The 15,266-nt window shown below is 32.8% G+C and carries 14 protein-coding genes and 1 rRNA gene; 7 read left to right on the top strand and 8 right to left on the bottom strand.

All coding sequences use genetic code 11. The features are described 5' to 3' along the window. The first annotated feature begins 181 nt into the window (after window positions 1-181). Window positions 182-289 (top strand): 5S ribosomal RNA (rrf, locus tag AC0UBM_RS10010). A 668-nt stretch (window positions 290-957) separates the two neighbouring features. Here the strand turns inward: rrf and AC0UBM_RS10015 are convergent. The 6 genes from AC0UBM_RS10015 to AC0UBM_RS10040 form a co-directional block, all read right to left on the bottom strand. Then, window positions 958-1,278, bottom strand: a complete 321-nt coding sequence (locus AC0UBM_RS10015) for a hypothetical protein (RefSeq protein WP_434037131.1) — start codon at window positions 1,276-1,278, stop codon at window positions 958-960. 165 nt (window positions 1,279-1,443) lie between these two features. Beyond that, window positions 1,444-3,672, bottom strand: a complete 2,229-nt coding sequence (locus tag AC0UBM_RS10020; RefSeq protein ID WP_475688521.1) for a TonB-dependent receptor — start codon at window positions 3,670-3,672, stop codon at window positions 1,444-1,446. 233 nt (window positions 3,673-3,905) lie between these two features. Then, a complete protein-coding gene (locus AC0UBM_RS10025) occupies window positions 3,906-4,475 on the bottom strand; it encodes an HPP family protein (RefSeq protein ID WP_475688522.1) in 570 nt (189 codons plus the stop codon). A gap of 43 nt (window positions 4,476-4,518) precedes the next feature. Then, window positions 4,519-5,448 carry a YeiH family protein gene (locus tag AC0UBM_RS10030; protein ID WP_475688523.1) on the bottom strand — a complete coding sequence of 310 codons (930 nt, stop codon included), beginning with the start codon at window positions 5,446-5,448 and terminating at the stop codon, window positions 4,519-4,521. 75 nt (window positions 5,449-5,523) lie between these two features. After that, on the bottom strand, window positions 5,524-6,405 hold the full coding sequence (locus AC0UBM_RS10035) for a LysR family transcriptional regulator (RefSeq protein ID WP_414036461.1): 882 nt from the start codon (window positions 6,403-6,405) through the stop codon (window positions 5,524-5,526). Window positions 6,406-6,520: 115 nt separating this feature from the next. Further along, the gene (locus AC0UBM_RS10040; protein WP_475688524.1) at window positions 6,521-7,018 is read right to left on the bottom strand and encodes a hypothetical protein; all 498 of its coding nucleotides are present in this window, start codon (window positions 7,016-7,018) and stop codon (window positions 6,521-6,523) included. A gap of 572 nt (window positions 7,019-7,590) precedes the next feature. Between AC0UBM_RS10040 and AC0UBM_RS10045 the strand changes: the two genes are divergently transcribed. From AC0UBM_RS10045 to AC0UBM_RS10060, 4 genes are all read left to right on the top strand, one after another. Continuing rightward, window positions 7,591-8,100 (top strand): hypothetical protein, encoded by a 510-nt coding sequence (locus AC0UBM_RS10045; RefSeq protein WP_414036463.1) that lies wholly within the window; start codon window positions 7,591-7,593, stop codon window positions 8,098-8,100. Then, entirely contained in the window at window positions 8,097-8,630 is a 534-nt protein-coding gene (locus AC0UBM_RS10050) for a nuclear transport factor 2 family protein (protein WP_475688525.1), read from the top strand. The genes AC0UBM_RS10045 and AC0UBM_RS10050 overlap by 4 nt, the downstream gene beginning before the upstream one ends. Window positions 8,631-8,657: 27 nt before the next feature. Continuing rightward, the gene (locus tag AC0UBM_RS10055) at window positions 8,658-9,770 is read left to right on the top strand and encodes a BamA/TamA family outer membrane protein (RefSeq protein WP_475688526.1); all 1,113 of its coding nucleotides are present in this window, start codon (window positions 8,658-8,660) and stop codon (window positions 9,768-9,770) included. Window positions 9,771-9,895: 125 nt separating this feature from the next. Then, window positions 9,896-10,363 carry a CBS domain-containing protein gene (locus AC0UBM_RS10060; RefSeq protein WP_475688527.1) on the top strand — a complete coding sequence of 156 codons (468 nt, stop codon included), beginning with the start codon at window positions 9,896-9,898 and terminating at the stop codon, window positions 10,361-10,363. A gap of 8 nt (window positions 10,364-10,371) precedes the next feature. On the opposite strand, the gene AC0UBM_RS10065 is transcribed toward AC0UBM_RS10060, so the two are convergent. Both AC0UBM_RS10065 and AC0UBM_RS10070 read right to left on the bottom strand, forming a co-directional pair. After that, the gene (locus AC0UBM_RS10065; protein WP_414036467.1) at window positions 10,372-10,722 is read right to left on the bottom strand and encodes a hypothetical protein; all 351 of its coding nucleotides are present in this window, start codon (window positions 10,720-10,722) and stop codon (window positions 10,372-10,374) included. Between the two features lie 9 nt (window positions 10,723-10,731). Further along, window positions 10,732-11,304: a hypothetical protein gene (locus tag AC0UBM_RS10070; RefSeq protein WP_414036468.1), complete on the bottom strand. Its 573-nt coding sequence runs from the start codon at window positions 11,302-11,304 to the stop codon at window positions 10,732-10,734. Between the two features lie 241 nt (window positions 11,305-11,545). Between AC0UBM_RS10070 and AC0UBM_RS10075 the strand changes: the two genes are divergently transcribed. Both AC0UBM_RS10075 and AC0UBM_RS10080 read left to right on the top strand, forming a co-directional pair. After that, window positions 11,546-11,878, top strand: a complete 333-nt coding sequence (locus AC0UBM_RS10075; protein WP_414036469.1) for a single-stranded DNA-binding protein — start codon at window positions 11,546-11,548, stop codon at window positions 11,876-11,878. 565 nt (window positions 11,879-12,443) lie between these two features. Next, window positions 12,444-15,029, top strand: a complete 2,586-nt coding sequence (locus tag AC0UBM_RS10080; protein WP_475688528.1) for a phosphoenolpyruvate carboxylase — start codon at window positions 12,444-12,446, stop codon at window positions 15,027-15,029. Window positions 15,030-15,266: the final 237 nt, after the last annotated feature.

Here is a 15,266-nt window from a genome sequence, read left to right on the forward strand (position 1 = left end):
GAGGACAGTTACTTGCAAGAGTAATGAGGGGCGCATGTTTTTTTATTAAGTTAAAAAGAATTATTATTATAAAGTATTTTTAAAATAAAGACTATTAAGGTCCTTTTTCAATATGTTAAGATATTTGCGCAGTTGCGCGGTTGATTAGATTGTAAATAATTACATCTAACGATCAACAATTTAAGGTGATTATTGCGATAGGGCTCACCTCTTACCATTCCGAACAGAGAAGTTAAGCCTATTAGCGCCGATGGTACTGCATTTGTGGGAGAGTAGGTCGTCGCCTTTTTTAAAACTAAATCCTCAACATTTATTTGTTGAGGTTTTTTTTTGTTTATATACTTTTGGAGAAACCTGAAATTTAAATATTTCCTTACAGGGCGTTCGAGCGTAGTCGAGATCTATATTTTCGGTTTACTCATTTTTCAACTTCTTTTCGATATTAATATGTTGAACATTTTCTTTGTTTATATGCTTTTCGGATAATCAAAAATTAAAACATTTCGTTGAATGGTGTTCGAGCGTAGTCGAGAACAAAACCCTGGTTATTTTCATAATTCCCAGGCTTATGTTACTACTTTTATTTTTTTTCTTCTTATAAAGCCGTTAAACGCCGTTATTCTGTAAAGTAACATTCTTGTATGTTTTTTTTGTTTTAGTGCAATTAAACCCTATTTAAACACTCTGTTTTTTACTTGTCTTAATTTACTTTTTACGGAGTACTTTTTATAATTTCATCTATTGGAAAAAATCGATCCATTATGCTATTAAGGAAAGAATTTTAGATTATTTTTCATAAGCTAACAAATGTCATATATAGTAAAGCGGGTTAGATGTATCTTTGTAGTGTGTTTTTTAGGAATCGATTAACCTAAAATAATTGACAATTTTTTGATTACTATTTTTTTTTAACCTTCAGCTTGTTAATTGTATTAAGCTGAAGGTTTTTTTGTGCCTTTAATTCACCTTAATTAAGCGATCGTTATAAAATAGCTTTGTCGATTCGTTTTGGTGCGATAGTATAGTTTGTTTCAGTGCTTCAAAATCTTCAGAAGACATTTCCAAATGTGTAGTAGAGAAAAATTTGTTCAATAGCGAATAATTGTTGTCGGGTGCATCGTATTCTACCGACATCACATGTATATATTCACCTGCTTTATAAAGTGTACCATCAACCTCCACATCGGTAGTTGGTTCCCACATTATATCGGCATCATGATGCTGGTTATCCTTGAAATTAATTGATAAGCCTTCGTAATCTAATTTTAAAGAATTCATAATAAAAACGTTTTAATTTAGTTGTTTGAAACATAGTGTTTTAAATATACAATAAAACTTTTAATTTTAGCAACTAGTATTGTTCCCTTAATATTTAAATAGATTTATAAAAAAAAGAGACTATCAAAAACTGATAGTCTCCCTAGGATAGCTATGTAAATGGAATTAAAACGTAAATGCAATTTTCCCGCGAATATAAAATGGTGTACCTGGAGTGAAGTGAATTTCATCTACTGGTGCAACTTCGTCATATAATCTACTCTCTGTGGCAAATTGAGTTTCGTTCCATTCGGTATTAAATAAATTTTCAATAATTATACTATACGTCCAATTATTTAAAGTATAATTTACATTAAAATCTGATACAAAATATCCTTCTGCTACTATAGAATTATCTTCGTTTGCAGGCCTATCGTCTATATATCTATAATTTATTCCTCCGGAAAATCGACCCAAATTATCGAATAAAAGACCTCCAGCCGAGGTTAAATCTGGTGCTAGTGGTATGTAATTTTCTCCGTCTGGATCGTCTACACTCCTTCCGTGAGCGTAGTTAACATCTGCATATATATATAACCAATCTAAGGCTTGGTATCTTGCTCCAAAATCTATTCCTATACGTTGTGATTTTCCACTAGGTTCTACGATGGCGGCGTCTCCTACATACACAAATTCCTGTTCTAAAAACAGATACCATAAACTTGCATTTAGGGCCAATTTACCTGTTGGTTTTATAAGTGTTCCTAAATCTGCTCCATAGGCTGCAGGAAGAATAGATTTCCCGTTGTTGGCTACTACAACGCGCGTATCGTTAGAATGGAAGCCCATACCTGCCTTTAAAAATAATTGTACTTTATCGTTTACGGAATAAATAGTATTCATTTTGGGACTTACACGCATTTTTGTTTCAGCCTTATCGCTATAGGTTTCAGATAATTTATCTTCATATTGGAATTTAAAAAAATCAATTCTCGCAGAAGGATTAAACGTCCACTTACCTGTTTTAAATTCTGTGTTTAGAAAGGCATACGTGTTTACTTCGTCAATATCACCTAGTGCTTTATAATCTAGAATCGTTTTTCTGTTTAGCGTATGGGATAATTCAACATCGTCTACATTATCATATCTAAATCCTACTCCAGCCTGATATTTAAATAAGGTGTTTTGTCCTAGTTCAATATTTCTATGTTCATATACTGTACTTGCACCGGTAGTAAGGCGTTCCTCGAATTGCCTTATTTGATCTCCATTGACTGGATCGTCTAAGTAAAAGGTAAAATTAGAGAAGAGTTCAAAATTATATTGAGAGACATAAGCCGATGTTTTAAATGACTTATCGTTGTCTATAACTTTTGTGTGATTTAACAGCACGTTGGTTCTGCTTGTTTCTCCACCTTCTGTGTCGTCTATGGCTCCAAAACGATCAATACTACCATCGTCTATAGCACGTTGAGGAATTTGACCTGATGCATCCCATTTACTTTGAAAATGCGATAGGGTTAAACTCAACTTTTGATCTCCTGCTAATTTATAATTATAACGCCCCATGACATTTATTCTACTAAAATTTTGAGGAGAATCGAATGGGCCATCTGTTAAAGACAATTCTGAGGCAATATAGGCGCTACTCTTATCGGTGTCCAATACATTAAACATTCCCATAAGTCGGTTGGTGTTAAATTGACCTGCTTCTATTGAGATGTAATTGTTATTCAGTCTTTCTTTAAGACCTAAACTCACATATCCTGCCGTTGTAAAGTTTCCTTGATCTGCATAATAAGTCCCTTTTCCAAAGTTTATATTGTCTATAGTTTCTGGGATTACAAAGTGCAAATCTGAATAGCCTTGGCCATGAGCGTGCGATACCATGTTTACAGGTAACCCGTCTACAGTTAGATTAACATCCGTTCCATGGTCGATATCGAAACCTCTTAAAAATATTTGTTCTGCTTTTCCGCCACCAGCGTGCTGACCAATAATTAATCCTGGAACTTTTCTTAAAATTTCTTGAGACGATTTTACAGGACTTGCTTGAACATCTACATCTACAAATTTGCTAAACGCGTCTATTTCTGCAACCAATCTCACTTGATTCAAAGAAATATTGGCATCGTTTAAGGTTATAATAATTGGAGTGTTTAAATTATCCTGAGTTACAACTATAGTCCTAGGTTCATATCCCAAGCGAGATATATAAATAGTGTCGCTTACTTTAGTTTTATTTAAAGAAAAAGATCCTGTTGTTGAAGAATGCGTGTGTATTTGTGTGGATTTATTAAAGATACTAACTTCTTCTACTGGCTTATTTTCGGTATTAAATATTTTTCCGGAGATTTGTTGCGCATACATTATACAGGTAAGCAATATAAATGCTACTGATAAATAGTGTTTCATTGTTTCATAATTTGGTTGTCCTCCAACTACAGAGGAGTTAATACTAGAAAGTGGTCAATATCTAGACGCTTTTAAACATAAAAAAGCACCCTAATTTTAGACGGTTTGCAAATACTTACGCAAAATATCTAATTAAGGTTTTAAACTGACTAAAATAAATTATAAAATGTGTTGTGTAGGCGGTTTGTATACTTATAAGTTATACGTTTGAGTAATTAAAAATCTAAATTAAGTTATTTTGGGCGCGAGTTAAAAGGATATTGCCTATGCCTAGCAAATTTGTTTGTAAAGTAAGCCGTAACAAGTAAAATTACAACGCCAATAAGTACGGGGTTTATAACATATAGAAAGCCTAAGCTTTTAATTTGAGTGCTTCCAATTACTGCGATAAGGGCAGTTGCTCCTCCCGGAGGATGCATTGTTTTTGTGATTTGCATGATAACAATGGCAAGTGATACGGCTAGAGCACAGGCTAACCAACTCAAGTTCGGATGCGGAATTAATTTCGCGATACACACGCCTATAATTGCACTTAATACATGTCCGCCAACTAAGTTTCTAGGTTGCGCCAACGGACTACTAGTTTCACCATAAATAAGTACAGCTGATGCCCCAAACGAACCAATTAAGAACGTATTATCTAAAGACGTTAGGGTTAAAGTTTGTAAGCTACCTATTAAAGCAATTCCTGTAAAAGCACCAATAAACGACCATAAATGATCTATAGGATTTATTACGGTTTGCTTTATTACTATAATTATCGCTTTGCGGTAGGTGTTACGTTTATTTCGTTTTTTGGTCATAAAATGAAGTTATTTCGTTTTAAAAAAATAGCTTGATGTTGGTCTAAACAGAGAAGTATAAAATGTAGCATAGCGATATGGCGGAAACAAATATCCACAGTGTTGTAGCGAACGCCATAGGTTTCCATCCTGTTGTTTTTAAATCTGAAACCGACATGGTAGTTCCCACTAAAAATAGAGTAACCACAAGTAAATGTTTAGAAATTGAAACAAAAGATGTTGTTAGGGTGTCTGGAAGTAGATTAGCACTGTGTATTAAAATTGCTACAATAAACAATAATATAAAAAGTGGAAATTTTATTTTCTGACCACTATTTTTAAATAAAAACATAGATACGATAGACATTGGAATAATCCATAAGGTTCTAGACAATTTTACCGTAGTAGCTATTTTTAAAGCGTCTTCACCATAACTAAGTGCGGCACCAACCACAGAGCTTGTATCGTGGATTGCAACTGCACACCACAATCCAAATTGATGCTGATTTAATCCGAAGAAATGTCCTAAGTACGGGAAGATTACTAAGGCTACAGCATTTAAAAAGAATACGACACCAAGTGCCATAGTTATGGTTTTTGTGTCTGCCTTAATAATGGGTGATATGGCCGCGATGGCACTACCTCCACAAATGGAAGTTCCTGATGTTATCAGGTGACCCAGTGATTTATCTAAGTGTAAATATTTTGCTAATAGAAGACCAAAACTCACAGTTAAGAACACACAAAATAAAGTCAGTCCAAAACTAGAAATACTTGTTTGTATAGTTTCTACAAGAGCCATTCCAAATCCCAATCCTATAACTGCAATTTTCAGTAAGAAATTAATGCTTTTCTGACTCTTTTCTAAAAAAGGGTGTTTGAAAAATAAGGTAAAAACAAATCCCAATCCTAAAGCCATCGGACTAGAAATTTGCCCAGCTAACGCAAGTGCGATAACTGCGAAAAAATAGATTTTAGATAGATGCGTTTTCATTGTTTCCTAATTTGAAGCAAAGATACATCGAGGTTATGCTTTTTTTGAGATGAAAAAAGTTATAGGCAATAACTTTTAGTTATGATTAAGTTTTATGAGTTTCTCGAAAAAGTCTTTAGTTTTAGATTGAAACCCTTGTCGGGAAACAAAATAAAACCAGCGTTCAAAATTAAAATCCTGTATGTCTATTACTTTTAATTTATTGTTTAATAAATCGTCGCTAACCGAATGTATAGACAATAAGGCATAACTTTTAGAATGGTATAAATAATTTTTAATGGCAATAGTACTGTGTAAAGTTACATGCGATTTTAATTGCTTAATGCCATATTCGCTTAATTTTTTGTAGATAATTTCTCGCGTTCCAGAACCATGTTCCCGTTCGACCATGGGTAAGTTTTCTAAATCGCTTAACTGTAAGACACCTGTTTTAAATTTAGGATTATTAACATGAGTAACCAACACAATTTCATCTTTTATAAACTTCTCGTATTGTAATTGTTTATTATGGCTACTTCCTTCAATAATACCAAAATCTAATTGTAAGCTTGTTATTAAATGTTCAATATGTTCGGTGTTTCCACTTATAAGTTGCACCGTTGTATTGGGCGTATTTTTTTGTGATTTTGCTAGAATTTGAGGGAGAATGAAATCGGCTAAAGTCGTACTTGCTCCAAATTTTATTAGTTTTTGTTCGTTTTGGTCTAAGGTTAAAAAATGGTTGTCTAATTCGGCATGAAGCGCCAGAATTTTTTCAGCATATTCTAAAAAATCAAGTCCATCGGGAGTTAGCTCTATATTATTTCCCAAACGAATAAAAAATGTTTTTTTGTAAGTATCTTCTAGAGTTCGTATGGTTTTAGAAACTGCAGGTTGCGATAAATTTAAAATTTCGGCAGATTTTGTAAAGCTTAGATTTAAAGCGACTTCTTTGAATATTTTAAATTTAACTTTCATAAGTATGTTAAAGAATTATACGGTAACCGTTCGGATTTAAATTAATTTTAAAAGCAAAAATCGGCTTGAAATACATCCAAGCCGATTTTGTAATTGTACTATGCTGAATCTTTTATTACATGGTTTCAAGACTCTTAAAACCTTCAATGTTGGCAGCCTGAATTACGTTGTCTAAGTTACTAGTGTCAATACCGTTAATGTAATCTGCTGGGACAATAACAACTCTAAAAAACTGATTTTGCGTATAACTACTATCTAATGTATTAAGATCGAAATCTGCCGTTAAGAAAATTCTATAATCAGTGTCAGTAAAATCATAGTTATAAGTTAACATGCCTCCACCATCTAAATATTCTGTTTGTGGTACAAGTCTCCAGATTTCTTGACCGTTTAAGGTTTCCCAAGATATATACACTAAAACAACGTCTGAAGGAACGATGTCAAATCCGTATCCTTCCTGAATTTGGAAGCCATTTGCAGAAGTAAAGTTACGTTCAATTTCAAAAGCTACTCCAACATCTCCGTCAACGCCATCGCGTCCTGGAGGTCCTTGGTCTCCTTCACAAGATGTAAATACTAAGGCTAAACAAAATAGGGCTATAATATGTTTCATAAATTCAATTTTTTAGGACGATTAAGCTCGTCATTTTAATTTAAAATTAAGATTAATTAATCGAAAAGGCAACTAATTGGGAATTTTTGGGAATTTTTTATTTCGTCTTGAATTTTTTTTAACAAACATATAAGTAGGTAATGAATTAATAAATACAGCTACTTTATTTAAATTAATGATCTTTTTTATTCATGCTTTTTATGTTATGTCTCGCAGGTATTATTATGGTTTAGTTTTGGTATTTCTGCATTATATTTTTAATGATAAATGAATTAAAATCTCTATAGTTTTAATTTATATTGAGGTGCTTGTTTGTTAGATCTAATTTTATGGGGACACACTAATATTTTATCTAAGGTGTAATATAAGTGAAGAATTTCCCGAAATTGAAGAGCTAGAACAGGTCAGAAATAAGAATAAAGTGTATTTTAATAAAGGAAAAATAATTATAAAGATGATTTTAATGAACATCAACATATATTTGTTAGCATCTAAATTAAGTTATGGTACTTAGGTGTTCCATATTTTTGTTTAATGATTCATCTTATTGAAATTTTATAGCGGTATTACCAATGAAAAAAATTACTATACTATTATTATGTTTAGGGCTTTGGGCGTGTAACTCGTCTGAAAAAAAAGAGAAGGAAGTGGTCGAAGAAGAAGTGTCTCCTTTTATATTTAAAGACGACATTTTAAAATTGAAATACACCGATTATGTTTTAGACCGAAAAGTGGAATCTGATATTGAAACTTGGGATAAATTTAAAGAATTGGAAGTTGTGATGGCTCAATTAAAATCTGGAGATGTATCCTATTTTCAAGGGACTTCTAAATCTATAGAGACTTTACTAAAAGAAGTGGTAAACGGGATTCCAGAAGTGGTAAACACACCTTCAATACAAGCTCGTTTTTTAAGTCTCGAAACCAAAATGCTGAAATTACAGAGTGTTTTAAGTTTACGAGATATTCCTAAAGAGGAACAATTACAAAACGTTAAAGAAACCCTGATTGCATATTCTAATCTCAATTTACAAATCAATAAAAAATACGAGAAGGATTCTCAAAATATAGAAAAGCCATGATAAACTTAAAACATGTGTTTGCTTCAGTATTTCTAATCTTTTTTGTTGTTGTAAATACCAATGCTCAAGATTTAAAATCAGATGCATTTCAGAATCAAGATAAAATCAAGCAAGCCATTGCTCTAAATCTAGATGCTTGGCATAAAGCGGCTGCCGATGCCAATTTTAATTCTTATTTTAACTTAATGGCAACCGATGCTGTTTTTGTGGGAACGGATGCTAGTGAACATTGGGAACTTGAGGCTTTTAAAGCATATAGCAAGCCTCATTTTGATAAAGGAAGCGCGTGGACGTTTACTGCTTTAGAACGACATATATTTCTGGGTGATGCTCATATAGCTTGGTTCGACGAGTTGTTAAACACCCAAATGGGTGTGTGTCGTGGTTCTGGAGTTATGAAATTTGACGGTCAGTCTTGGAAAGTTGCCCATTACGTGCTTTCTGCGACCATTCCAAACGATAAAATGAATGCTGTTATTCCTTTAAAGAGAACAGAAGATTCTATTATAATTAAATCGTTTACCGATTAATTTGTTCTAAAACTTAACTGTAACAATATGAAGTATTTTTATGTTATTTTATTTTTATGCTCTCTGTCAACTTTCGCTCAAGATTCTATAGTTGAACAAAAGGGAAAAGCTAAGGCAGAAAAGAAAGTAAAAACTGTAATTATTCCAACCATTACTTATAATAACAGTTTCGGAACCATGTTTGGGGCTATGGGTTCTGGTTTCTATAAATTAAACCCAAAAGACACGATTTCTCCAATTTCTAAATCTATGATTATTGGTACGTACAGTACTAATAAAACATGGATGGTTATTATACCGAATACCTTTTATTTTAATGAAGATAAACAGCGGGCAAAATTTGTAGTAGGAACGGGGTCTGTTAATTTTCAAACGTATGTAGATTGGGGCGATTTTCTTGAGTTTTTACCAGATGATATTTTTAATGTAATACAGCCGGAAGGAGAGTTTGTTGGGTATAATAATTCGTTTCAATTTGCGTTTGCAGAGTTTGTAACCGAAGTGTATAAGAAACTATATGTAGGTGGACACTTATTGTACTCTCATAATCTTACCGATTTCGATACGGCTTTAAAAAAAGATGAAGAAAATAATTTATTTGGTTTTGGTTTAGCATCGGTTTACGATACACGAGATAACCAAATGAGGCCCTTAACAGGAATGAATGCAAAGTTAAGTACAATGCATTTTCTTACTGGTTTAGGGAGTACTTCAAATTATTCTAATATAAATATGGAGTACAACAAGTATTATCCCATGCAAGAGACAAATACAATGTTGTTAAGAGGGTATGCTCAAATAGCAATTGGAGATGTTCCGTTTTCCGGACAGAATGTTGTGGGGAGAGACGATTTAAGAGGATATTCTAACGGTAAATTTAGAGCCGATCAGGTATACGATGTACAGACGGAATATAGACATGCCTTAAATAAAAAATGGGGTTATGTTGCTTTTGCTGGTTTGGCAACTGCCATTAACACAGTGAGTGATATAAGTCTAGATAATACTTTGCCTGCAATGGGAGCAGGAATACGTTATTTGGCTATACCAAAGGCAAATATTAATATTGGTTTCGATGCTGCTGTTGGACGAGACGATTGGGGTGTATATTTTAGAATTGGAGAAGCATTTACCAGGTAAACGGTTGTTGTTTGTTTTTGTTATTTTATTAATATTTAACGTTAAAACTATTATATCTTTAAAATTAAGTTAGGTTAATTGCTTAATATTTAGTAAGTTTAAGATTAATCTAAAGATTTATTATTATGGGTATTAAGAGTTTTGTAGGAGCCAGGAAGAAACAAAATCTGGAAATAGAGCATGTTGCTGTTCGAGTTTGCGATTATATGAGCCGAGAATTAATTACGTTCAAACCAGAAGAAATGGTTGAAGATGTTATTGACAAATTAATAGCAAATAAGATTTCGGGAGGTCCAGTAGTTAATGATAATTACGAATTAATAGGAATCATTTCGGAAGGAGATTGTTTAAAGCAAATTAGTGATAGTAGATATTACAATATGCCTATGGAACAACACAAAGTGGAAACACGCATGATAAGAGATGTCGAAACTATAGATGGGAATATGAACATCTTCGATGCCGCAAATAAGTTTTTGGAATCTAAACGTCGTCGTTTTCCTATAGTCATAGACGGCAAATTAGCTGGGCAAATTAGTCAGAAAGATATTTTAAAGGCAGCGCTGACATTAAAAGGTCATAATTGGAAATAAATAGATCATTAACTGTCTCGTTTTACTAGTGCATAATAGTCACCTTCTAACGGTAAATACCCTTGATTGTATACAAAGTAATACGTGGTTCCTGCCTTTGTAATATATATACTTGTAAATAAATTAAAATCGAACCCTAAATTAAGTAGCTTTAATTTAGTGGTTTTCGTTTTCTGATCAGGATTTAAAGTTTCTAAAATCCGCCAATTCTTACGTAATTTGTTGTTTGTGTTTCTAATTAAATTTTTAGAATCCTTGTTTATCTGGTTATTATAGGCATTTCTGCAGTAATCGTTGCAAAACTTTTTGTCCGATCGCCCAATTATTTTTTCACCACATTCTAAACAAGATTTATCCATTTTTATAATTTAAAACATTTTAGATACGCCTAGAGCTAACACCCAAGAGTCGTAAGCATCAAAACGTACATCATAACCTACAGCAGCACCAAGCTCGAAGGCATTGGGTAGCTCTAAGCTATATTCTACTTCGCCTCGTATTAGGAATAAGTCTTCTTCTTTTGCAAATTCTTCTCCAACCCCTAACATAAAAGTAAAGTGTTCTCCAGGTTTATAAGCAGCCATTAAAGCAGGAGCAATAGGCAATTCACGTTCTAGAATTTCAATTTCTCCATCTTCCCCTTCTTCATGCACTTCATAAGTTTCCAAAATAAAATCTGTATGAAGTCCAATTCCCCATGTTTTATTTATCCAGTAATTGTAGTTTAAACTAACCATAGGCACAACAAGCCACTTTTTACCTTCAGCATGACTGCCCTGATAAATATGAGCATGTCCAATCATTGCTCCAATTTGATGACGATGAAAATGTTCTCCTTCTTCATGTCCTAATTCTATATCGTGTTCTGTTTCATGTTCTTGCGCATAGCTTGTATACGTTGCTAATTGAAGTAGAATCAAAAAAAGTAGAATGTTTTTCATGGTTGGTTTATTTTGCAATAAAGTTAAATAATTATTGAATGAGTCGTTTAAAATTTCAAATAATTTTTTGAAAAAATGGAGCTCTTATTATACTATTATTATCCGTTTACAAACGACTACAATCGTGTGTAAGTGAGTTTAAATAGTTATAAACCGACTGTTATTTAAGTGTCATCGCATCTTTGTAATGTCTTAAAACACTAAGACAGGTATTAACTGTTTAACATTAAAATTTATAATTATGAGCACGCTTAGAAACAAAGTACAGTTGATTGGAAACTTAGGAAACAATCCAGAAATTATTAATTTAGAATCCGGGACCACGCTAGCGAAATTCTCTCTAGCAACTAACGAAAGTTATAAAAATAAAGCCGGAGAAAAAGTTACAGATACCCAATGGCATAATGTGGTGGCCTGGGGAGCAACAGCCAAATTGGTAGAAAATTATTTAACTAAAGGAAAGGAAGTGGCTATAGATGGTAAATTAACATCTAGAAGCTACGATACCAAAGACGGTGAAAAACGATTTGTTACAGAAATTGTTTGTAATGAAATCGTAATGATGGGGAAATAACGAAGATAAAACTAGGGGGTGATTCTTAAAAGAGTCATCCCCTTATTTTATACTCCTTTTTTTCTTCTTTTTACGTTTCTCACGAAAAATCTGAAACAACATATATATGGTAAATAAAATAAGTATGGGCAAAATAATAACGAGATCTATTCTTTTAAAAACATAATCTTGTGCGTTGGCCCAATTTATTACCAATATTTCCCAAATAATAAAAAGGAGCCAGCATATACCCAATATTATTTTTGACGATTTTTTTTTCATGATTACTATGTTTATATAATCCTACTTTTCTTTCTTCAAAGCAATTATTGCAAGCGCAGTGTATTTTAATAATTAGTAATTCGCCCTCTATTTATGTCTGTTTTTAAGTGTAATTGCACCATTTTATAACCCACAATAGTTATTGAAATTTCAGTAGACTTTATTCAAAATAAAGAATAGAGCATATTATGCATTAAAATAGACCTATAAATTGCTTTAATTTAAATTTACACAAAATTTGTATAACTATGATAGGCTTTTGGCTAACCTTTAGTATTTTTATGAAAAATAAAGAAGTTAAAACATGTCAGTACAACCAAAATTAACTCGATTTAATCAGAATGTATTATCTAAATATCAGATATACAATAGTATTTTCATGACGTTACCGTTTGATTCTATTACCAAAACGGGTGTCTTATTACCACTTTTTCATGAAACTTGTGAGAAAGGATTCCAAAATGGAGATAACCCCTCGATGATTGTAGAATCGTTTTTTGAAAAATACCAAGCGAGACGATCAGACGAAAGTCAAATCAATTTATTATTCAGATTTATTCAATATATAGAAAGACAAGTTGTTTTATTTGACGCTATTGAAGATGCTGCTTTCCCTGTTGTAAACAATATGGACGGGATTGGAACACTTAGAAGCTTAAAGGAAACGGCAAGTTCAGAAAACAAAACAGAACTTTTAAGACAATATCTTGAAGAGTTTAAAGTACGAATTGTACTTACGGCTCACCCAACACAGTTTTATCCAGGTTCTGTACTAGGAATTATTACCGATTTAACGTCGGCTATTCAAGAAAACGATTTGTTATTAATAAACGATTTGTTAGCGCAGTTAGGGAAAACACCGTTCTTTAAGCATAAAAAGCCATCGCCTTACGATGAAGCTATTAGCTTAATTTGGTACCTAGAGAATGTGTTTTATTATTCATTTGGTTCGATATACGACTATATCCAGCAAAATATTTTCGATAATAAAGAAATAGATAATGATATTTTAAATATCGGATTCTGGCCAGGAGGAGATCGTGATGGAAACCCTTTTGTAACGCCGGAAATTACACTTAAAGTGTCTGAGCGTTTAAAACAAGCGGTCTTGAAAAATTATTATCGCGATGCCCGCCGATTAAAACGTAGACTAACCTTTGTTGGTGTGGAAGAACGTATTTCTTTTATCGAAGAGAAACTATACAAACAAATGATTGATACGTCTGGGGAATCTTTTATCACCTTAGACCAATTAAATTCTGAGTTAGAGGCAATTATTGTGACCTTATCAGAAAAGCATCAATCACTTTATGTGACCGAAGTTAAAAGCTTCATGAACAAAATTAAATTATTCGGATTCCATTTTGCTTCTTTAGATATCAGACAAGATAGTCGTGCGCACGATCAGGTATTTACAGATATGGTAGAGGCTGTAATAGCTTCAGGAAGTGATATTTTCCCTAAAGATTATAATCAGCTTTCAGAAAAAGAACAAGTAGCTATTTTATCTAAAGTCGACGGCTCTGTAGATATGTCTATTTTCGAAGGAGAAGATGTATTAAAGACCTTGAACTCTATGGTTGCGATTAAGCATATTCAAGATTATAACGGAGAAAGAGCTGCGAATCGTTATATTATTAGTAACAACCAAACCACATTAAACGTAATGCAATTATTTGCCATGTTAAAGCTTGTGGCTTTCCATGACAAATTAACTGTTGATATTGGGCCGTTGTTTGAGACCATTACAGATTTAGAGAATGCACATACCGTTATGGAAGAGTTGTATACAAATCCTGCATATAGTGCACACTTAAAATCTAGAGGTAATAAACAAACCATAATGTTAGGTTTTTCTGATGGGACAAAAGATGGTGGTTATTTAATGGCAAACTGGGCTATTTTTAAAGCTAAAGAGCGTTTAACCGAAATCTCTAGAAAATATGATGTTACCGTGTTATTCTTTGATGGACGTGGCGGACCTCCTGCTCGTGGTGGAGGAAAAACACACCAATTTTATGCATCATTAGGACCGACAATTGAAGATAAAGAAGTACAACTTACCATACAAGGACAAACCATTAGTTCTAATTTCGGAACTTTAGATTCGTCTCAATATAATTTAGAACAATTAATAAGTTCAGGAATTCATAATCGCTTAAACGATACCAATGCGGCAATGACTGCAGATAATACAGTCGTGATGAACGACTTGGCCGAAATTAGTTTTAAAACTTATGTAGATTTTAAAAATCACAAGATGTTTGTACCATATTTAGAACGTATGAGTACCTTAAAATACTATGCAAAAACTAATATTGGTAGTCGTCCGTCTAAACGTGGAAAGTCAAATGCCTTAGTTTTCGAAGATTTAAGAGCCATTCCTTTTGTTGGATCTTGGAGCCAGTTAAAACAAAATGTACCTGGATTCTTTGGAGTCGGGACTGCATTAAAGAAATATGATGATGCAGGTGAATTTGATAAAGTAAAAGCACTTTACAATTCGTCAAGTTTCTTTAAAACATTAATAGAAAATAGTATGATGTCATTGTCTAAATCATTTTTCGATTTAACCAAATACATGTCAGAAGATCCTGAGTTTGGTGAATTTTGGAATATTATTCATGACGAATATTTAATTACAAAAGAGCTGTTGTTAAAACTTACGGGTTACAAAGTGTTGATGGAAGACGAGCCAGCTGGTAAAGCATCTATCGATCTTAGAGAATCAATGGTTTTACCTTTATTAACCATTCAGCAATTTGCTTTAAGAAAAATCCAAGAGTTAGAAAAGGCAGAAGTAAGAGACGAAGAACAAATTAAAATTTACGAAAATTTAGTAACACGTTCGTTATTCGGAAATATTAATGCGAGTAGAAATTCGGCTTAAAAGCTTGATTTAGATATAACAAAAAAGCCTCAAAATTTTAATTTTGAGGCTTTTTTAATTTATGCAACTTTCTGAATTAAATCGAAACATGGGCATTTGCTACAACGTTTCTTTTCAGATTTTAAATATTTATCGCAACATTTTGTTTTGCATTTGTCGGCTATCTTAAAACCGGCATCTAACAAAATAGCTTTTGCTTTTTTAAGCTCTTTCTTTTTTAACTTAAGTTCCTTTTTC

The organism is Formosa sp. F44, assembly GCF_056238645.1.